General features: G+C 72.0%; 18 protein-coding genes and 1 pseudogene. 12 read left to right on the forward strand and 7 right to left on the reverse strand.

The features are described from left to right. The first annotated feature begins 6 nt into the window (after positions 1 to 6). The 3 genes from IM697_RS15590 to IM697_RS15600 all read left to right on the forward strand — a co-directional run bounded on the left by IM697_RS15590 (position 7) and on the right by IM697_RS15600 (position 2,374). On the forward strand, positions 7 to 1,365 hold the full coding sequence (locus tag IM697_RS15590; RefSeq protein WP_194048282.1) for a peptidase C39 family protein: 1,359 nt from the start codon (positions 7 to 9) through the stop codon (positions 1,363 to 1,365). A gap of 61 nt (positions 1,366 to 1,426) precedes the next feature. After that, on the forward strand, positions 1,427 to 1,567 hold the full coding sequence (locus tag IM697_RS15595; RefSeq protein ID WP_194048283.1) for an SCO1431 family membrane protein: 141 nt from the start codon (positions 1,427 to 1,429) through the stop codon (positions 1,565 to 1,567). A gap of 147 nt (positions 1,568 to 1,714) precedes the next feature. Next, the gene (locus tag IM697_RS15600; RefSeq protein ID WP_194048284.1) at positions 1,715 to 2,374 is read left to right on the forward strand and encodes a TetR/AcrR family transcriptional regulator; all 660 of its coding nucleotides are present in this window, start codon (positions 1,715 to 1,717) and stop codon (positions 2,372 to 2,374) included. 64 nt (positions 2,375 to 2,438) lie between these two features. Here the strand turns inward: IM697_RS15600 and IM697_RS15605 are convergent, their stop codons facing one another. Then, positions 2,439 to 3,683, reverse strand: a complete 1,245-nt coding sequence (locus tag IM697_RS15605; protein ID WP_194048285.1) for a glycoside hydrolase family 18 protein — start codon at positions 3,681 to 3,683, stop codon at positions 2,439 to 2,441. 335 nt (positions 3,684 to 4,018) lie between these two features. On the opposite strand from IM697_RS15605, the gene IM697_RS15610 reads away from it, so the two are divergent. The 3 genes from IM697_RS15610 to IM697_RS15620 all read left to right on the forward strand — a co-directional run bounded on the left by IM697_RS15610 (position 4,019) and on the right by IM697_RS15620 (position 7,772). Further along, positions 4,019 to 5,191 (forward strand): acyl-CoA dehydrogenase family protein, encoded by a 1,173-nt coding sequence (locus IM697_RS15610; protein WP_194048286.1) that lies wholly within the window; start codon positions 4,019 to 4,021, stop codon positions 5,189 to 5,191. A 417-nt stretch (positions 5,192 to 5,608) separates the two neighbouring features. Beyond that, positions 5,609 to 6,649 (forward strand): Rv3169 family protein, encoded by a 1,041-nt coding sequence (locus IM697_RS15615; protein ID WP_194049724.1) that lies wholly within the window; start codon positions 5,609 to 5,611, stop codon positions 6,647 to 6,649. A 10-nt stretch (positions 6,650 to 6,659) separates the two neighbouring features. After that, positions 6,660 to 7,772, forward strand: a complete 1,113-nt coding sequence (locus tag IM697_RS15620) for a phosphotransferase family protein (RefSeq protein ID WP_194048287.1) — start codon at positions 6,660 to 6,662, stop codon at positions 7,770 to 7,772. Between the two features lie 12 nt (positions 7,773 to 7,784). On the opposite strand, the gene IM697_RS15625 is transcribed toward IM697_RS15620, so the two are convergent. Beyond that, complete coding sequence (locus IM697_RS15625) at positions 7,785 to 8,222, reverse strand: hypothetical protein (protein WP_194048288.1); 438 nt, start codon at positions 8,220 to 8,222, stop codon at positions 7,785 to 7,787. 268 nt (positions 8,223 to 8,490) lie between these two features. Between IM697_RS15625 and IM697_RS15630 the strand changes: the two genes are divergently transcribed. The 4 genes from IM697_RS15630 (at position 8,491) to fxsA (ending at position 12,621) form a co-directional block, all read left to right on the forward strand. Then, positions 8,491 to 8,931 carry an Lrp/AsnC family transcriptional regulator gene (locus tag IM697_RS15630; RefSeq protein WP_016434164.1) on the forward strand — a complete coding sequence of 147 codons (441 nt, stop codon included), beginning with the start codon at positions 8,491 to 8,493 and terminating at the stop codon, positions 8,929 to 8,931. Positions 8,932 to 8,989: 58 nt separating this feature from the next. Then, positions 8,990 to 10,603 (forward strand): amidohydrolase, encoded by a 1,614-nt coding sequence (locus tag IM697_RS15635; protein WP_194048289.1) that lies wholly within the window; start codon positions 8,990 to 8,992, stop codon positions 10,601 to 10,603. A gap of 558 nt (positions 10,604 to 11,161) precedes the next feature. Next, on the forward strand, positions 11,162 to 11,986 hold the full coding sequence (locus tag IM697_RS15640; RefSeq protein ID WP_194048290.1) for a polyprenol monophosphomannose synthase: 825 nt from the start codon (positions 11,162 to 11,164) through the stop codon (positions 11,984 to 11,986). A 71-nt stretch (positions 11,987 to 12,057) separates the two neighbouring features. Beyond that, positions 12,058 to 12,621, forward strand: a complete 564-nt coding sequence (gene fxsA / locus IM697_RS15645) for an FxsA family membrane protein (protein ID WP_194048291.1) — start codon at positions 12,058 to 12,060, stop codon at positions 12,619 to 12,621. 132 nt (positions 12,622 to 12,753) lie between these two features. Here the strand turns inward: fxsA and IM697_RS15650 are convergent, their stop codons facing one another. The 4 genes from IM697_RS15650 to yczE form a co-directional block, all read right to left on the reverse strand. Then, positions 12,754 to 13,128, reverse strand: a complete 375-nt coding sequence (locus IM697_RS15650; protein WP_003977404.1) for an RNA polymerase-binding protein RbpA — start codon at positions 13,126 to 13,128, stop codon at positions 12,754 to 12,756. A gap of 278 nt (positions 13,129 to 13,406) precedes the next feature. Then, positions 13,407 to 14,765, reverse strand: a complete 1,359-nt coding sequence (locus tag IM697_RS15655) for an MFS transporter (RefSeq protein WP_194048292.1) — start codon at positions 14,763 to 14,765, stop codon at positions 13,407 to 13,409. A gap of 57 nt (positions 14,766 to 14,822) precedes the next feature. Further along, positions 14,823 to 15,593, reverse strand: coding sequence for a glycerophosphodiester phosphodiesterase family protein (locus IM697_RS15660; protein ID WP_194048293.1), 771 nt, complete (start codon positions 15,591 to 15,593; stop codon positions 14,823 to 14,825). Then, entirely contained in the window at positions 15,590 to 16,306 is a 717-nt protein-coding gene (gene yczE, locus IM697_RS15665; RefSeq protein ID WP_194048294.1) for a membrane protein YczE, read from the reverse strand. Before yczE ends, IM697_RS15660 begins: the two co-directional genes overlap by 4 nt. A 63-nt stretch (positions 16,307 to 16,369) precedes the next feature. Here yczE and IM697_RS15670 point away from each other — a divergent pair, with 63 nt between their 5' ends. Both IM697_RS15670 and IM697_RS44620 read left to right on the forward strand, forming a co-directional pair. Further along, positions 16,370 to 17,869, forward strand: a complete 1,500-nt coding sequence (locus IM697_RS15670; RefSeq protein ID WP_194048295.1) for an SCO1417 family PLP biosynthesis transcription factor — start codon at positions 16,370 to 16,372, stop codon at positions 17,867 to 17,869. A 62-nt stretch (positions 17,870 to 17,931) separates the two neighbouring features. Further along, positions 17,932 to 18,042, forward strand: a pseudogene (locus IM697_RS44620) (DNA-binding response regulator); the annotation flags it as partial. Between the two features lie 101 nt (positions 18,043 to 18,143). Here IM697_RS44620 and IM697_RS15675 read toward each other — a convergent pair. Further along, on the reverse strand, positions 18,144 to 19,784 hold the full coding sequence (locus IM697_RS15675; protein WP_194048296.1) for a hypothetical protein: 1,641 nt from the start codon (positions 19,782 to 19,784) through the stop codon (positions 18,144 to 18,146). Between the last annotated feature and the right edge of the window lie 33 nt (positions 19,785 to 19,817).

Raw genomic sequence — 19,817 nt, forward strand, 5'->3', positions numbered from 1 at the left:
CCGCCCATGAGCAGCGCCGAACAGCCGTCCCGCAGAACCGTCCTCGCCGCCGCGGTCGTCGCGGCCGTGGCGGGCGGCGCGAGCCCGGCGGCCGCCGCCGACGAGCCGGCCGATGCCGTCACCGACACCCCGGCCCGCACCGTCGACAACCGCGCCTGGACCACGTACGCCGACTGGCGCACCGGCACCGCGAACGGCACCCGTACCGTCGCCGGCAAGCGCCCCGGCATCGTGATCGCCACGCCCGCCGGCACCACCGACTACACGGACCCGCACACCGGCCGGACCGCCCGCTGGGAGTACGCGACCTGGACGTCCCCCGTCCACCGCCTCTCCGTCCCCGCGACCGAGGCGATCGCCTCCTGGAACGCCCACACCCCCGAGGGCACCTGGCTCCAGATCGAGCTGCGGGGCACGTACTCCGACGGCACCGCCACCCCCTGGTACGTGATGGGCCGCTGGGCCGCGGGCGACCAGGACATCCGCCGGACCTCGGTGGACGACCAGAGCGACGGCAGGAGCAGCGTCTGGACCGACACGCTCGCCATCGACGACCCGGCGACCGGGCTGCGCCTCACCGCATACCGGCTGCGGCTGACCCTGTACCGCGAGCCCGGTACGAAGCTCACCCCCAGGGTCTGGCGGGTCGGCGCCATGGGCTCCGACGTCCCCGACCGCTTCACCGTCCCGGCCTCCACCCCCGGCCTCGCCCGGGAGCTGATCGTCCCGCGTTACTCGCAGGAGATCCACATCGGCCAGTACCCGGAGTACGACAACGGCGGCGAGGCCTGGTGCAGCCCCACCTCCTCGCAGATGATCGTCGAGTACTGGGGCGCCCGGCTCACCCCCGAACAGCTGGCCTGGGTCGACCCGTCGTTCGCGGACCCGCAGGTCTGCCACGCGGCCCGGTTCACCTTCGACCACCAGTACGAGGGCTGCGGAAACTGGCCGTTCAACGCCGCCTACGCGGCCACCTTCGAGGGCCTGCAGGGCGTCGTCACCCGGCTCGGCTCGCTCACCGACGTGGAGAGGCTGATCGCGGCGGGCATCCCGGCCATCACGTCCCAGTCCTTCCTGGAGTCGGAGCTCACCGGGGCGGGGTACGGCACCGCCGGGCATCTGATGACCGTCATCGGCTTCACCGCCGACGGCGACGTGATCGCCAACGACCCGAACTCACCGAGCAACGAGGCGGTGCGGCGCGTCTACCAGCGGCGCGAGTGGGAGAACATCTGGTTGCGGACCAAGCGGTACAACGCCCAGGGCAAGGTGGTCTCCGGGACCGGAGGCGTCTGCTACCTCTACTTCCCGGCGCGTCCGACCCCGGGCCAGCGGGCCGCGCTCGCCGCCGTGGGGGTGCGCTGAGCGGGCGGACGTGAGGAACGTCTCTGCCGCACGGGCCGCTCGCGGTGGCAGGGTGGGGCACATGACCGCGCACTCCGCCATCGCCGCCCGGGTCCGCACCGGCGGTCCCGAGGGAGACGGCCCGAAGATCGTCGAGCACATCATGGGCTGGACCCTCGTCGTGGTCGTCGCGATGCTCGTCACTCAGCTCGGCCTGTTGTGACCTGACACACATTGAGCCGCTTGTCGGACATATGTCGACCCTGTTGTTCAAAAGTCCTGTCAAAGTCGACCAGACTCGAACGAGCAGTCGGTGAAGGTCTGCCATACTGCGGATGTCCCGCCGCCCGTTGAAACAACAGGGTCGAAATTGAATATTAGTCAACAGCGCGACGCGGCCCGTCCCCGGGCTCGCGGCACCGAACGCTCGGTGGCGCGCCGTGCCGAACTCATCGCCATCGGGCGGAAGCTGTTCGCCGACACGTCGTACGACGCGCTCTCCATGGACGACATCGCCCGCCAGGCCCATGTCGCCAAGGGGCTCATCTACTACTACTTCCAGTCCAAGCGCGGCTACTACCTGGCGATCATCCAGGACTCCGTGGCCGACCTGGTCACCTATGCGGCGAGCGGCATCGAACTGGAGCCGGTGGACCGGGTCCACCGCACCATCGACAGCTATCTGCGCTACGCCGAGCACAACCAGGCCGCCTACCGGGCCATCGTCAGCGGCGGTGTGGGCTTCGACACCGAGGTGCACGCGATCCGGGACGGCGTGCGCGAGGCGATCGTCGCGACCATCGCCGAGGGGGCGTACGGCCGCACCGACATCGCCCCGCTGGCCCGCATGGGCCTGCTGGCCTGGGTGTGCAGCGTGGAGGGCGCCACCCTCGACTGGATGGACCACCCCGAGCTGCCCCGGGACACCATGCGCGAACTGCTGGTCAGGACGCTCGGCGGCGCCATGCGCGCCATCGAGGAACTGGACCCCGACTACCGGGCCCCGGAACCGGCTCGCCGGGACGACTGACCCCGGACGGGCCCCAGGGGGCGGAGGTCTCGTGGCCCTCCGCCCCGTGCCCCCGTGGGACCGGCTAGTCGATCGCCTTGATCAGCTCACCGTTCGCCGTGTCCCCGCTCAGTTCCCAGAAGAACGTTCCGCCGAGGCCCTGCTGGTTCTTGTACGTCATCTTCGTCGCGATGGTCGCGGGGGTGTCGTAACTCCACCAGTCGCTCCCGCACTTGGCGTACGCGGTGCCGCCCACCGTGCCGGTCGCCGGGCACTTGGACCTGAGCACCTTGTAGTCCTCGATGCCGGCCTCGTAGGTGCCGGCAGCCGCCCCCGTCGCCGTGCCGCCGGGCGCCGACTGGGTGACGCCGGTCCAGCCGCGGCCGTAGAAGCCGACGCCGAGCAGCAGCTTGGACGAGGGGATGCCGAGGCCCTTGAGCTTGGCGATGGTCGCCGAGGAGTGGAAGTCCGCCTTCGGGATGCCGGAGTAGGAGTTCAGCGCCGAGTGCGGAGCCGTCGGTCCGGTCGCGTCCCAGGCGCCGAAGAAGTCGTACGTCATCGGGTTGTACCAGTCGACGTACTGCGCCGCGCCCGCGTAGTCCGCCGCGTCGATCTTGCCGCCGCTCGTCGCGTCGGCCGTGATCGCCGCGGTGACCAGGTTGCCGGAGCCGAACTTGGCGCGCACCGCCGACATCAGGTTCCGGAACGCCTCCCGCCCGCTGGTGTCACAGGTGGCGCCGCAGGCGTTCGGGTACTCCCAGTCGATGTCGATCCCGTCGAAGACATCCGCCCACCTGGAGTTCTCGACCAGGTCGTAGCAGGACTGGGCGAACGCGGCCGGGTCGCGCGCGGCCTCGCCGAAGCCGCTCGACCAGGTCCAGCCGCCGAAGGACCACAGGACCTTCAGCCCCGGGTGCCTCTTCTTCAGCTCGCGGAGCTGGTTGAAGGTGCCGCGCAGCGGCTGGTCCCAGGTGTCGGCGACGCCGTCCACGGACTCGGCCGCAGTGTAGGTGCGTTCGGTCGCCGCGAAGGAGTCGCCGATCGCGCACTTGCCGCCGGTGACATTGCCGAAGGCGTAATTGATGTGGGTGAGCTTCGCGGCCGAGCCCGACGTCTCGATGTTCTTGACGTAGTACTCGCGGTCGTAGGTGCCCCATTCGGTGAAGTAGCCGATGACCTTGGAGCCCGCGGCGAGCCGGGGCTTCGCGGCCGTGGGGGTGTCGGCGGTGGCGGTGCCCGCGCCGGCGAGCAGCCCGGCGCCGAGGACGGCCGCGCACGCGGCGGACACGAGCGCCCGCAGCCGGATGCGCGGGCGGTGCGAGATGTGCATCGGGTGTCTCCTCGTGGGGGAGAGGGGAGCATGCTCCGATTGGCATGAACGCGCTGATGCGTTGACCCGTCACCGTAGGAGGACTAGACCAGTACGTCAATGGTTCGGACCAATTTCGGGACCGTGGATAACTTGCCGGATACTCTTTTGAGTGAGCGGTCGTTAACTGGTGACGCGATGCCTCCGATCGGGCATACTCACAGCGCACAGCCGCTGGTCAGCAGCTTCCGAGACCCGGGAATGCGAGCATCGGCCCGGCACCAGTGAGACCCCGGCGCAGCCGCCCCACCCAAGGCGGATGTGCGCCGATGTGCCCGACAGGGAGGATCGTCGCCATGCCCGACCGCGCCCCGCAGCCGGTGGACCGTCAACTGCCCACGGACGAGGCCCGGGATCTGCTCTCGCTCGTCCGCGACATCGCGCAGCGCGAGATCGCCCCGAAGGCGGCCGAGGAGGAGGACGCCGGACGCTTCCCGCGCGAGGTCTTCACCCTGCTCTCCGAATCCGGACTGCTCGGCCTGCCGTACGACGCCGAATACGGCGGCGGCGACCAGCCATACGAGGTCTACCTCCAGGTCCTCGAAGAGCTCGCCGCGGCCCGCCTCACCGCCGGCCTCGGCGTCAGCGTGCACACCCTCGCCTCCTACGCCCTGGCCACCTACGGCACCAAGCAGCAGCAGGTCGAGCACCTTCCCGCGATGCTCGGCGGCGGGCTCCTCGGCGCCTACTGCCTCTCCGAGCCGTCGTCGGGCTCGGACGCGGCCTCGTTGCGTACGAAGGCCGTGCGGGACGGCGACGACTGGGTGATCACCGGCACCAAGGCCTGGATCACTCATGGCGGCATCGCCGACTTCTACACCGTCATGGCCCGCACTGGCGAGGACGGCCCGCGCGGGATCACCGCCTTCCTGGTGCCCGGGGACGCGGCCGGCCTGAGTGCGGCGGCGCCCGAGAAGAAGATGGGCATGAAGGGATCGCCCACGGCCCAGGTCCACTTCGACGGCGTGCGGGTGTCCGACGACCGGCGGCTCGGCGACGAGGGCCAGGGCTTCGCCATCGCCCTGTCCGCGCTCGACTCCGGCCGGCTCGGCATCGCGGCCTGCGCGATCGGCGTGGCACAGGCGGCGCTCGACGAGGCGGTGGCGTACGCGACCGAGCGCCGGCAGTTCGGCAAGCGGATCGCCGACTTCCAGGGACTGCGCTTCATGCTCGCCGACATGGCGACCCAGATCGAGGCCGGCCGTGCGCTGTACCTCGCGGCGGCACGGCTGCGTGACGCGGGTCGGCCGTTCGCCAAGCAGGCGGCGATGGCCAAGCTGCACTGCACCGACGCGGCGATGAAGGTCACCACCGACGCCGTCCAGGTCCTCGGCGGGTACGGCTACACCGCGGACTTCCCGGCCGAGCGCTATATGCGCGAGGCCAAGGTCCTGCAGATCGTCGAGGGCACCAACCAGATTCAGCGGATGGTCATCGCCCGTCACCTAGCTGGTCCCGAGGGACGCTGAACTGGCCGTGTTTCACCGTCGGCGCCGCGAGCCGGATCCACTCCGGGTCGTGGCGCCCCGGCAGCGTGCGGCCGCGGTCGGCCCACATGCGCATCAGGGCCTGATAGATCGGCGGATCCGACTGCTGCGGGGGTGCCGGCGGCTGAAGCGTTCCTGCGGGCCGGGGAACGAAGACGCGGCGCTGGGGCCCGGTCCCGTAGTAGGTGTGGGGCATACCAGGGCAACGCGGAGGTGGTGGGACAAGTCACCGTCAGTCGGATTCGGCCGTGAGTTCGCCGGCGTCCGGCTCCCCCTCTGGCCACTTGCCCGCGCCTGACGTACCGTCAGCCCAGCCCGCCTCCAGGGAGGTTTGCCGTGGCCGACGACGACCGACCGGTACCGCTCGACGAGTACCCGGTGCACCAGGTGCCCCTGTCCATGAAGCACGTCGCGACCGGCGACCGGAACGCCTACGACCGCTGCATCTTCCACGTCCTCGACCACCAGGGGCGGGCCCTGCTCATCCTCGGCCTCGGGGTCTACCCGAACGTCGGGGTGATCGACGCCTACGCGACCCTGCGGGTGGGCGACACCCTGCACGCCGTACGGGCCTCGGACGCGCTCGGCGACGACCGGATGCGGCTCGTCGTCGGACCGCTGCGGATCGAGGTCGCCGAGCCACTGCGCCGGCTGCGGTTGGTCTGCGACGACGACGCGCTGTCGTACGACCTGGCCTGGACCGCCGACTTCCCCGCGCTGTGGGAACCCCATCACGTCCAGCGCCGCGGGGACCGGCTCACCCTCGAAGGGCGGCGCTTCGTGCAGGCGGGGAGCGTGGCGGGCGTGATCCGCGCCGCCGGTGAGGAGTTCCGGGTCGACGCCGGCGAGTGGACCGGCACGCGTGACCGCAGCTGGGGCGTGCGGCCCATACCGGGGGAGGAGGGCGGGCGGCTCGCCGAGGAGCATCCGACCGAGGGCTTCCACTGGATCTGGTGCCCGGTGCGCTTCGAGGACCGGTTCCTGATGGTGATCGTCCAGGAGGACGCGGACGGACACCGCTCACTGAACGAGGCAACCCTGGTCCGCCCCGGCCACCGCGACCGCCAACTCGGCTGGCCCCAGCCCGAGATCACCTACCGTCCGGGCACCCGCCACCCCGAACGCGCCCTTATCCACCTCGGCGACGTCCGCAAGCCGCGGGAACTGGAGGTGGAGATCCTCACCTCCTCCCCGCTCGCCGTCGGCGCCGGCTATCCGCCCGCCGACGACTGGCAGCACGGCACATGGCGGGGACGCGGCTGGACCGACCGCCGCACCTACGACCTCACCGAGGCCCACCCCCTGGCCGCGTACGGCGTCACCGACCACGCGGCCCGCTTCCGCCTGGACGGGCGGACCGGCCACGGCATCTTCGAGCACGGCTCGTTCGGGCGGCACGACCCGAGCGGCTTCACGGACTTCAAGTCGGTCGCACCGTAGGGGGTTCGAGATGGCAGCGACGGCACCCCGCCCGCGCACCACCACCCGCGATCCGCAGGAGATCACCCGTCGCCTCACCGCCTGGCTCGGCAGCCGGCTGCCCGGCGCGAAGGCGGTCGACGTCACCGTCCCCGAGTCGAACGGCCTGTCCAGCGAGACCCTGCTCTTCACCGTCGAGCACCCCGAACCGCCCGTACGCGCCTGCGCGTTGCGGCTCGCGGCGGATCCGGCGGCGTACACCGTCTTCCCGGTGTACGACATGCCGCGCCAGTACCGGACGATGCGGCTGGTCGCCGAGCGGTCCGACGTCCCCGTGCCGAAGGTGCTGTGGCTGGAGGAGGACCCCGGCCCGCTGGGGGCGCCCTTCTTCGTCATGGAGCGCGTCGAGGGGCGGGTGCCGCCGGACGTCATGCCGTACACCTACGAGGGCAACTGGCTGCACGCGGCGAGCGACGAGGAGCGTGCGGCGCTGGAGGCGGCGACGGTCGGGGTACTGGCCCGGCTGCACGACCAAGTGCTTTTGCGGGACGCGGATTTCCTTGCGCTTCCGGGCGAGGGTGACGCACTGCGGCGGCATGTCTCGGCCCAACGCGCGTACTACGAATGGGTGGTTCACGGACTCGCCCGTTCACCCCTGATCGAGGACGCGTTCGCACGGCTCGAGGAGCTCTGGCCGCGCGATCCGGGCACACCCGTGCTCAACTGGGGCGACGCGCGCATAGGGAACATCGTCTACGACGGTTTCGCGCCCGCGGCCGTCCTGGACTGGGAGATGGCGGCGCTCGCCCCGCGCGAGGTCGACCTCGGCTGGACCGTCTATCTGCACCGCTTCTTCCACGACCTGACGGTCGCCTTCGGGCAGCGCGGGCTGCCCGACTTCCTGCGCCGGGACCGGGTCGAGGCCCGCTATGCGGACCTCACCGGACACACCCCGCGTGACATGGACTTCTACACGCTGTACGCCGCCCTGCGGCACGCCGTCGTCATGCTGCGGATCGCCTACCGCCAGGTCCACTTCGGCGAAGTCGCCGTTCCGGCGGATCCGGACACACTGATCCTGCACCACGGCAGCCTGCGAGCCATGGTGCAGGGCAGCTACTGGGATCGAGCCACGCGCGCGTGAGGTCGCGTGCGCTCAGGCGGCGTGGCGCCGCATCACCGGGACCCTGATGGGGCGCGAGCCCGGGCCGCCGACGTGCGAGAAGGGCTGGGTCCGCCAGTCCAGCCCCTGAGGGAGCGTCAACAGCAGGGCGGTGTCCTGCTCCTGGGGCTCCAGTGACTCGTCCGCGGAGCGGGCCTCGGCGGCGCTGCGGCCCGTGCCGGCACAGACCGTGAGGCCGAACGGATTCCACGGCGAGGCGCACAGCGCGTGCTCCGGCAGGACGACCTCGTCCGCCAGCAGGGCGATGGGTTGCGCGCAGTCCGGGCAGACCACCCGGTACATCTCGAAGGTGTCGTACGCGTCGAGTTCGTCGTCCTCCAGGGCGTCGGGTTCGACGCCCTCCGGAGCGGGCTCGACGACCGGCTGCTGCCGCTTGGGTGCGGTACGACCAGGGCGCTTAAGACTCTGCATGGGCTTCTCCCCCTCGGGCTGGGCCGTGAAGGCACTGCGGCCTCGACCACAGCAAGCACTTCCCGCCCGGTCTCGGCGTTAATCACGGGAACATCACGGAGGCTGTTCGAGGGCTGTGGCCTTCGTCACATGCCGCCCGCAGGTGCCCGTCGCGGCCGTTTTGTCCCTCAGGCGGCTCACAGCCGGCCCCGCCCCACATCACAAACCGGGCATGACCTGGGCCGCTCAGGTATCCGAGGAGATCAGCCGCACTGTAGGTTCTTGCGCCATGGAGGAGCTGGACCGACAGATCGTGCAGCTGCTCGTCAAGGACGGGCGGATGAGCTACACCGACCTGGGCAAGGCCACCGGCCTGTCCACGTCGGCCGTGCACCAGCGGGTGCGGCGGCTGGAGCAGCGTGGCGTCATCCGCGGCTATGCCGCGGTCGTGGACCCCGAGGCGGTGGGGCTGCCCATGACCGCGTTCATCTCGGTCAAACCATTCGACCCCAGCGCGCCGGACGACATCGCGGACCGGCTGGCGGGGGTGCCCGAGATCGAGGCGTGCCACAGCGTGGCGGGGGACGAGAACTACATCCTCAAGGTGCGGGTGGCGACCCCCCACGAGCTGGAGGAGCTGCTGGCCCGGCTGCGCTCGCTGGCGGGGGTCTCCACTCGGACGACGGTGGTGTTGTCGACCCCGTACGAGGCGCGGCCGCCCAGGGTCTGATCGCCGTTGGGCGGCCCCCGGTCCGGAGGTTCGCGGGGGAGGCGCGAGACTGTTCCCCATGAGTGAGCCCACCGCCCAGCCGAAGACCGTCCTGCTCCGCCGCGGAGAAGTCCACAGTCCGGCCGATCCCTTCGCCACCGCGATGGTCGTCGAGCGCGGGCAGGTCGCCTGGGTCGGGTCCGAAGGGGCCGCCGACGCCTTCGCCGACGGTGTGGACGAGGTCCTCGACCTGGAGGGGGCGCTGGTCACGCCCGCGTTCACCGATGCGCATGTGCACACCACCGCAACGGGGCTCGCGCTGACCGGTCTCGATCTGTCCGGTGCCTCCTCACTGGAGGCGGCTCTCGCTCTGGTGCGGGAGTTCGCGGCCGCGCGCCCGAACGACCGCGTTCTCCTCGGTCACGGCTGGGACGCCTCCCGCTGGCCCGGTGGTCGCGCGCCGGCGCGCGCCGAGCTGGACGAGGCCACCGGCGGCCGCCCCCTCTACCTCTCCCGGATCGACGTCCACTCGGCGGTCGTCACCACGGCGCTGCTCGACCTGACCCCCGGTGACCTCGGCGCGGCCGACGGGCCGCTCGTCGCCGATGCCCATCACGCCGTACGCGCCACCGCGCTGGCCTCCCTCACGCCCGCCCAGCGCGCCGAGGCCCAGCGTGCCGCGCTCGCGCACGCCGCGTCCCTCGGGATCGGCACCGTCCACGAGTGCGCCGGGCCGGACATCTCCTCCGAGGACGACTTCACGGGGCTGCTCCGGCTGGCCGCCGAGGAGGCCGGGCCGCGGGTCGTCGGGTACTGGGCCGAGCCCGCCGACGAGGGTGTCGCCAGGGCGCGGGAGCTGGGCGCGGCCGGCGCGGCAGGTGACCTCTTCGTCGACGGCGCCCTCGGCTCGCACACCGCCTGTCTGCACCAGCCGTACGCCGACGCCGCCCACACCGGCACCGCCTATCTGGACGCGGCCGCCGTCGCCGCCCATGTCGCCGCCTGCACCGAGGCCGGCCTCCAGGCGGGATTCCACGCCATCGGCGACGCCGCCGTGACCGCCGTCGTGGAGGGCGTGCGGGCCGCCGCCGAGAAGGTCGGCCCGGCCCGTGTCCGCGCCGCCCGGCACCGGGTCGAGCACGCCGAGATGCTCACGCCCGAGACCGTCGCGGCCTTCGCCGAGCTGGGCCTGACCGCCTCGGTGCAGCCCGCCTTCGACGCGCTGTGGGGCGGCGAGGACGGCATGTACGTCCAGCGCCTCGGGGCCGAACGCGCCCGCACCCTCAACCCGTTCGCGGCCCTGCTGCGCGCGGGCGTCCCGCTGGCCTTCGGCTCCGACAGCCCCGTCACGCCCCTCGATCCCTGGGGCACGGTCCGCGCGGCGGCGTTCCATCACACCCCCGAGCACCGGGTGTCGGTGCGCGCCGCGTTCACGGCGCACACGCGCGGCGGCTGGCGGGCCGTCGGACGCGACGACGCGGGCGTCCTGGTGCCGGGCGCACCCGCCGACTACGCCGTGTGGCGCACCGACGAACTGGTGGTCCAGGCCCCCGACGACCGGGTCGCCCGCTGGTCCACCGACCCGCGCTCCGGCACCCCGGGCCTGCCCGATCTGACCCCGGGCCGTGGCCTTCCGGTCTGCCTGCGCACGGTGGTGGGCGGACGAACGGTCTTCGTACGGCCGGGCGAGTGATCTCCCGGGGTGGCGCGAACTGGATCATCGTGCGCCGCGCCGGTGCACGACCTGCGTATCCTCCGCCCTGACCAGCGAAGGAGGTGAAAAACCGCAGGTCAAACGGCTGTTGACAGGCGGCGGCCCGAGGCCGGTAGGTTCGGCCGAGTCCACCACCGGACGCCCGACCGGACAACCGCGGAACTTCCGGGAACCCGTCGCAACGCCGCTGGGTCAGGGACGGTGTGCCGCACCGGGGCACCGCCACTGGGAGCCAGGCTCAGCGCTCGCGCGGCGACGACGGAACTTTCCGGCCGATCGGGGAGGTGTGACCCGGGTGGGGCCCGGGCGCTCAGTAGACAACGGCTTTCGGTCGATCCGCAGCCAGCGGGTCCCAGGTCGGCCCGAAGGGCGCCGGGCCCCCATCCGCAGCATCGGTTCAACGGCGCAACCCTCACGCGAAATCCCGCCCTCACCCCGCTCTTGTGCAATCGACAACGCCATACGAACGTGCTGTCGCGTCGGCGCAGGCCGCGACGACTATGGTGGACCTCTGCGTACGGATGTGAAGGGGCAGCAGTGAACGACGGCGACGGGACCCTCGGGGCACAGGACCCGGGGAGGCGGTTCGGGCCGCTCGGCACGGCGTTGGTGATCATTCCGACCTACAACGAGGCGGAGAACATCAAGGGCATCGTCGGCCGGGTCCGCAAGGCGGTGCCCGAGGCGCACGTGCTCGTGGCCGACGACAACAGCCCGGACGGCACCGGCAAGCTCGCCGACGAACTGGCCGCGGAGGACGACCACGTCCAGGTCCTGCACCGCAAGGGCAAGGAGGGCCTCGGCGCCGCCTACCTCGCGGGCTTCCGCTGGGGCATGGAGAAGGGCTACGGCGTCCTGATCGAGATGGACGCCGACGGCTCCCACCAGCCCGAGGAACTGCCCCGCCTGCTGACCGCCCTCAAGGGCGCCGACCTGGTCCTCGGCTCCCGCTGGGTGCCCGGCGGCCGGGTGGTGAACTGGCCCAGGTCCCGTGAGTTCATCTCCCGCGGCGGCAGCCTCTACTCCCGCCTCGCCCTGGACCTGCCGCTGCGCGACATCACCGGCGGCTACCGCGCCTTCCGCCGCGAGACCCTGGAGGGCCTCGGCCTCGACGACGTCGCCTCCCAGGGCTACTGCTTCCAGGTCGACCTCGCGCGCCGCGCGGTCAAGGCCGGGTTCCATGTCGTCGAGGTGCCGATCACCTTCGTCGAGCGTGAGCACGGTGACTCGAAGATGAGCCGCGACATCCTCGTCGAGGCGCTGTGGCGGGTCACGTCGTGGGGGGCGCAGGAGCGGGTGGGCAAGCTGATGGGGCGTGCCAAGCCGTCGTCACCGCAGCAGCAGCCGCGGTCACAGGCGTAGGCCGACGGCCGCACCACAAACGCGATCGCCCCCTTATCCCGCTCTGAGCCGGGGCCAGGCACACTGGACGCATGACGACTGGCGCTCCGACCCCCACCTACTCCGCCCGGCCCCGGCGCTCCCGGCTGCGCACCTTCCTGCCGCTGGGCATCGCCGCGTGGCTGGTGCTGGAGATCTGGCTGCTGACCGTGGTCGCGGACGCGGCGGGCGGGCTCCTGGTGTTCCTGCTGCTGGTCGCCGGTCTCGTGCTCGGCTCGGTGGTGATCAAGCGGGCGGGCCGGCGCGCGTTCCAGGCGCTGAACGAGGCGCTGCAGCGCGGTGGCACCCCGGAGAGCGGCGGTGGCAACGGCCTGATGATGCTGGGCGGACTGCTGATCATGCTGCCCGGCCTGGTCTCGGACGCGCTGGGACTGGTCCTGCTGATCCCGCCGGTGCAGAAGGGCCTGAGCCGCTATGCGGAGCGGACCTTCGACCGCAAGCTCCGGGAAGCGACCCCGGGTTCGCTCGGGGACGCCTTCCAGCAGGCCCGGATGCACCGCCCCGACGGCAAGGTCGTGCAGGGCGAGGTCATCAGGGACGAGCCGGGGGGCGCCCAGGACTCCCCGGAGGGGCCGAGGCCGCCGCTGACCGGCTGAGTCCGAGCCGTCCGAGCCGGGGCGCCGATCCGGACTTGAGCACACCAAACCGCGGGCGCCGTACGTCGAGATCACGTACGGCGCCCGCGGTTACGCGCGTTGCCTGGTGGTTCCGTCGAACCCCCGCAGGGGCTACGCGGACTTGCGGCTGTCCCGGGGGTGAACCGCGATGTTCATCGCCCCGGAACGGAGAACGGCCAGTCGCTCCTCGAGGACCTCTTCGAGTTCCTCGCGGGTACGCCGTTCCATCAGCATGTCCCAATGTGTACGCGCGGGCTTGGCCTTCTTCTCTTCAGGGCCGTCGCCGTCCACGAGGAGTGCCTGGGCCCCGCAGACCTTGCACTCCCACTCCGGCGGGATCTCCGCCTCGACCGAGAAGGGCATCTCGAATCGGTGCCCCTTCTCACATGCGTACTCCACGGCCTGGCGCGGGGCCAGGTCGATGCCGCGGTCCGTCTCGTAGCTGGTCACCACGAGGCGCGTGCCGCGAAGAGCTCGCTCACTCATGAATCGTGCCTCCCGGGCTTGTCGCCCACAGGACAGGTGTCGCTGTCGTCGTCATCCGGTCAACGTCCGGTCGGCGGTAAAGATTCCCGTTCCGAGTCACGTTCCGGGTCATGCGTCGCCGTCGTAGCCGCAGCCTTGCTGACCAATGTCGTACCCACCGGCGCCCGGTTTGTCACATCTGCTAGCAGATGTAACCCAGCGTTTCGGCATCTTTGACGCGCAGTAACGGTACGCCTGGCAGGCCAAACGCGTACACTACCGCCCTTTCACTCGGAACGCTAAATCGTGGTCGGCACCTGATTGCCCGCGTCGCTGATCGCCCGGTGCACCGGAACCCTCGCGAGCAGGGCGAATCCGATGACGAAGAAGGCCACGAGGGAGATGATCGCGTCTCGATAACTTCCGGTTAGCTGGTAGGTGAGCCCGAACAGCAGCGGGCCCAGCCAGCTCATACCGCGGTCGCTCATCTCGTACGCCGAGAAGTACTCGGCCTCCTTGCCCGGCGGGACGAGATGCGAGAACAGCGACCGGGACAGGGCCTGGCTGCCGCCCAGGACCAGTCCGATGCCGGCCGCCAGCACGAAGAACCACACCGGCGCCCCGGCCGGCAGGAAGTACCCCGCCGCCAGCGTCACCGTCCACGCGGCCAGCGAGCCGAGGATCGTCCGCTTCGCCCCGTAGATCCGGGCCAGCCGCCCCATCGCCAGTGCTCCCGCCACCGCCAGCACCTGGACCACCAGCACGGCGCCGATGAGCGTGGACTGCCCGAGGCCCAGTTCCTCGGAGCCGTAGATCGACGCCTGGGAGATCACCGTCTGGATGCCGTCGTTGTAGATCAGGTAGGCGAGCAGGAAGGCGAGCGTCAGCGGGTGGCGGCGCATGTCGCGGACCGTCGCCGCGAGCTGCCGGAATCCCATCGCGGTCCGTTCCCCCTCCGCCCGCCTGCTCGTGGAGCGGCGGTCGCGCAGCCGGAGGAGCGGGATGAGCGCGAAGCCGCCCCACCACAGGCCCGCCGAGGCGAGACAGATCCGCACGGCCATGCCCTCGGAGACGCCGAAGGAGTCGTGCGCCAGGTACAGGACCAGGTTCACGATCAGCATCAGCGAGCCCGACGCGTAGCCGAAGGCCCAGCCCCGGGAGGAGACCGTGTCGCGCTCCTCGGGCGGGGCGATCTGCGGGAGGTAGGAGTTGTAGAGCATCATCGCCACGGACTGGGCCGCGTTCGCGACGATCAGCAGGGCGCCGCCGAGCAGATAGCGGTCGCCGTCCAGGAAGAACATCGCCGTGGTCGCCGTGGCCCCCAGATACGCGGCGACCGCGAGCAGGGGCTTCTTGCGGCCGGTGCGGTCGGCGGCCGCGCCCACCAGCGGCATCACCAGCACCGCCACGATGACCGACAGGGACACCGAGTAGGCGAAGAACGAGCCCGCGCGCACCGGGATGCCCAGCGGGTGGACGAACCCGTCCGCGTCTGCCGCCTGCTTGGCCACCGACGTCAGATAGGGGCCCAGGAACACGGTGAGCACGCTCGTCGAGTAGACGGAGCACGCCCAGTCGTAGAAGTACCAGCCGCGCTGCTCGCGGCGGCGACCGGCGGCGTCGTCCGCCGCCTGTGTCCGCACGGTGTCGGTGCCCACCCCGCGCCCTCGCTTCCCCGTGGAGATCCCGCGCGAGGGCGGAGCGGGCGGGCCGGGTCAGACCCAGACGCCCCGGTCCTCCATGACCTTGCGCAATGTGTCGATGTGATCGGTCATGATGCCATCGACTCCCAGGTCCAGGAGCCGGTGCATCGCATCGGGATCGTTGATGGTCCACACGTGCACCTGGAGGCCGCGCGCGTGGGCGGCCCGCACGAAGCGGTGGTCCACCACCTGGATGCCGGACTGCGCCTCGGGCACCTGGGCGGCCACCGCCGAACGGCGCAGCGCGGCCGGCACCCCCCAGGAGCGCAGCCGCAGATTGAGCACGCCCCGGGTGCCGTACGACGTCGCCAGGCGCGGTCCGGCCAGCCGCTGGGCGCGCACGACGCGCGCCTCGGAGAAGGAACCGACGCAGACGCGGTCCCAGGCGGCCGTGCGCTCGATGAGGTCCAGGAAGGGGTGGAGCGCCGGCTCCGCCTTGAGGTCGACGTTCCAGCGCACGTCGGGGAAGGTCTCCAGGAGTTCCTCGAAGAGGGGCACCGGCTCCTCGCCCGCCACGCGCGCCTGCCGTACGTCGTCCCAGGGCAGGTCGGCGATCCGGCCCGCCCCGTCCGTCACCCGGTCCAGGGTCGCGTCGTGGAAGGCGACGAGCTTGCCGTCGCGCGTGGTGTGGACGTCGGTCTCGATGTACCGGTAGCCCAGGTCGACCGCGCGCCGGAACTGCAGCGCGGTGTTCTCCAGGCCGTCCGCCGCCCCGCCCCGATGGGCGAACGGGATCGGGCCGGGGTGGTCGAGATACGGGTGCCGTATGCGCGTGGTGCTCACGGACGCAGTATCGCTCCCCGGGGTTGCCCGGTGGCAACGACCGTGCTGCCGTCGGATGCCGGGGGAACGGCGAACACGCGCAGGAAGAACTGGGCGAGCGGGCCGATCGACACCGCGTACAGGACGGTGCCGACACCGACGGTGCCGCCCAGGGCGAAGCCGGTCACGACGACCGCGATCTCGACGGCCGTGCGCATCAGGCGGATCGAGCGGCCGGTGCGCCGGTGCAGGCCGGTCATCAGGCCGTCCCGGGGGCCCGGCCCGAAGCGGGCGGCGATGTACAGGCCGGTGGCCACGCCGTTGAGCACGATGCCGGCGAGGAGAAGGGGGATCCGTACGGCCAGGGAGTGCGCGTCGGGGACCAGGGCGAGGGTGCCGTCCATCGCGATGCCGACCACGAAGACGTTGGAGACGGTGCCGAGGCCGGGGCGCTGGCGCAGCGGGACCCACAGGAGCAGGACCGTCGCCCCGACGATGATCGAGACGACGCCGATCGTCAGGCCGGTGTGTTCGGCGAGGCCCTGGTGCAGCACGTTCCAGGGCTCCAGGCCGAGGCCCGCCTCGACGAGCAGCGCCGAGCTCGCGCCGTAGAGCGCGAGCCCGAGGTAGAGCTGTGACAGCCGCCGTGTGAGATGCCCGTGCGTGAGCCGCTGTGCGAGACGCCTCTGCGTGGACAAGACGTGCCCCCCTGTGGTGGTAGTGGACCGACGCATGACACCCTGTGGCTCGGGATGCACAGCCATCCATGGCCAATTCGGAGAAGGTGGACTGGATTCATGGCGCAGTGGACTTCGGCGGTGGGTGCCGCGCAGCTCGCCCGACTCCTCACCTCCCAGCAAGATCGCCCCGCCGGCCCCGGCAGCAAACGGCCGCCCGCGTACCGGGCGCTGGCCGACGGTGTCCGGCTGCTGGTCCTGGAGGGCCGCGTTCCGGTCGCCGCCCGGCTGCCCGCCGAGCGCGAGCTGGCCCTCGCGCTGTCCGTGAGCCGTACGACCGTGGCGGCGGCGTACGAGGCGCTGCGCAGCGAGGGGTTCCTGGAGTCGCGGCGCGGGGCCGGGAGCTGGACCGCGGTGCCGGCCGGGAACCCGCTGCCCGCGCGCGGCCTCGAACCGCTGCCGCCCGAGGCGCTCGGCTCGGTCATCGACCTGGGCACCGCGGCACTGCCCGCCCCGGAACCGTGGCTGACCCGTGCCGTGCGGGGCGCCCTGGAGGAACTGCCGCCGTACGCGCACACCCACGGCGACTATCCGGCCGGGCTGCCCGTGCTGCGCGCGATGATCGCCGACCGGTACTCGGCGCGCGGGATTCCGACCATGCCCGAGCAGATCATGGTGACGACCGGGGCGATGGGCGCCATGGACGCGATCTGCCATCTGTTCGCCGGGCGCGGCGAGCGGATCGCGGTCGAGTCACCGTCATACGCGAACATCCTCCAGCTCATGCGGGAGGCGGGGGCCCGGCTCGTGCCCGTCGCCATGGCCGACGGGCTGGCCGGCTGGGACATGGACCGCTGGCGGCAGGTGCTGCGGGAGGCCGCGCCGCGGATGGCCTATGTCGTCGCCGACTTCCACAACCCGACCGGGGCGCTGGCCGACGAGGACCAGCGGCGGCGGCTGGTGGACGCGGCCCGGTCGGCGGGGACCGTGCTGGTCGCGGACGAGACGATGAGCGAGCTGTGGCTGGATCCGGATCTTCGGATGCCGCGCACGGTGTGTGCCTTCGACCCCGCCGGGTCGACCGTGATCACCGTCGGGTCGGCCAGCAAGGCGTTCTGGGCGGGGATGCGGATCGGATGGGTGCGGGCGGCTCCGGATGTGATCCGCAGTCTTGTCGCCGCGCGCGCGTACGCCGACCTGGGGACGCCGGTGCTGGAGCAGCTCGCCGTGAACTGGCTGTTCGGCACCGGGGGTTGGGAGCAGGCCGTGGAGCTGCGGCGGGGCCAGGCCGCGGAGAACCGGGACGCGCTGGTGGCGGCCGTGCGGCGGGAGCTGCCCGAGTGGGAGTTCGAGGTGCCGCGGGGCGGGTTGACCCTGTGGGTGCGGACCGGGGGCCTGTCGGGGTCCCGGCTCGCGGAGGCGGGCGAACGGGTGGGGGTGCGGGTGCCGTCCGGGCCTCGGTTCGGGGTGGACGGGGCCTTCGAGGGCTATGTGCGGCTGCCGTTCACCGTGGGCGGCGCCGTGGCGGAGGAGGCCGCGGTGCGGTTGGCGGCGGCCGCGCGACTGGTGGAGAGCGGGGGCAGCGCGGCCGGGGAGTCGATGCGGCCGTTCGTGGCGTAAGGGGCGAGCGGCTCGGGTGCTTCGGCAGCCCGGTCCGTGTGGTCGTCGCCGACGATCAGCACATGGTCCGGCAGGGATCCTCCGTGCTGCTCGACACCGAGCCCGACATCGACGTGATCGGTCAGGCGGTCGACGGCCTGGACGCGGTCGCGAAGGTCGCCGAGCCGGCCCCCGTCCTCCAGGGGCGTGGGGGCGAACGGGGCTGGGGCCCCGCCGGGGGTGGGTCGATGCCGATCACCGGGGCCACGAACCCCAGCTCGCGCGGCATTGGGCGTCACGACGTCTCGGCCACCACAGCCTTCGCCGGCACCGGCACCGGCTCCGGCTCCTGTTCCGCTTTTTCCAGATCGGTCAGCGGCGCCGCCTCGACCGGCGTGGTCCGCTCCGGCAGCAGGTCCAGTACCGCCTGCCGGTGCGCGTCGCTCGTCGCGTCGTCGTAGGGGTCCGGGGTCGCCGGGACCTGGAGGCGGTGCACCGGGCCGACGCCGAGGCGGGCGTAGCCGCGGCCGGGCGGGACGTCGGCGACCGGGGTGGTGTGCGGGGGAGCGCCCAGGACCGACTCCAGTTGCCGGGCCGTCGCGGGGCCGAGCACGACCCGCGCGCGGGTGTGCTGCCGTACGGGGTCGGACAGAGCGTCCATGGCGTCCCACTGCTCGGCCACGACCACCGTGACGTTCGCCGCGCGGCCGTGTCGCAGGGGCACCTGGAGCAGGGACTGCGGGTCCTTGCGGTCGTCGGCGGCGGCGAGGTGGGTGAACACCGTGGGGCGGTCCAGCAGGACCCACAGCGGGCGCTTGGTGTCGTCCGGCGGGGGGTTGCCTGCCTGCCGGGCCCGGTTCACGGCGATCAGGCGCCGCTCCGTCTCGGTCGCGGCCCACTCCATGCTGGCGATCGCCCCGGCCAGCCCGCACTCGACGGCCAGGACGCCGTCCCGGCCGGTCAGACAGGCGTACTCACCGGTGCTGCCGCCCTCCACGATGACGACGTCGCCGTACTGGAGGGCCTGCAGCGCGATGGAGCGCAGCAGGGACGAGGTGCCGCTGCCCGGCTGGCCCATGACCAGCAGGTGCGGCTCGGTGGAGCGGATGCCGGTGCGCCAGACCACCGGCGGTACGTCGCGCTGTTCCTCGCCGTGGGTGAGGGGCAGCGTGCGCTGCGTCCGGCTGGGGTCGGTGAAGCCGAGGACGGTCTCGCCGGGGGCCGTGACGAAACGCTGGGCGGCGATGTCGGTGGGCAGCGGGGCGAGGACGGTGACCGTGAGCTCGTTGCCCTCCTCGTCCCAGTCGAAGTGGTACTCCCGGCCGCGGCCGGACTTGGTGGTCAGCAGATGCTCGATGCGCGCACGGGCCTGCGCCTCGCCGTCGGTGAAGTAGGCGGGGTAGCGGACGAGGAGGCTGCTGACGCGTCCGGTGCCGTCGAACTCGTACTCCGGGAACGCCTTCTGCCATGCGCCGCCGTGGGTGTAGAGCGGTGCCGGGTCGTCGGCCGCGCAGAAGTACGGCACCAGCGCCTCGTACAGCGATCTCAGCCGCTCGAGCTGCGACTCGTCGGGCCCCTCGGGCGCGGCCGGCTTGCGGTCCCGGCCCTGCCAGGCTGCCGCCGCCATCAGGGTGATGACGGCGAGCAGCGGCCCGTACGGCACCAGTGCCACGACGAGGATCACCGAGGCCACCATGAACAGCAGCGCTCCGCGCTTGTCCTTGGGGGTCCCGGCCCATCTGCGCCGCCCGGCCGCGGCCAGCCGGCGCAGACCACGGGTGATCGTGATCAGTGGATGCAGGACGTCGGAGGCGCTGTCGCCCGCCGTCCGGGCCAGCTCCCGGCTTCGGGCGAACTGAGCCCGGGCCAGATCCCGGCTCCGGGCGATCTGCGCGCTGCCTGTGCTCAGGATGCGGGGGAGGGGGCGGCGGGCCACTGCTGTCTCCTACAGGTGCGTACGGGCGGGTGG

Source organism: Streptomyces ferrugineus, assembly GCF_015160855.1.
In the GTDB taxonomy this organism is placed as follows: domain Bacteria; phylum Actinomycetota; class Actinomycetes; order Streptomycetales; family Streptomycetaceae; genus Streptomyces; species Streptomyces ferrugineus.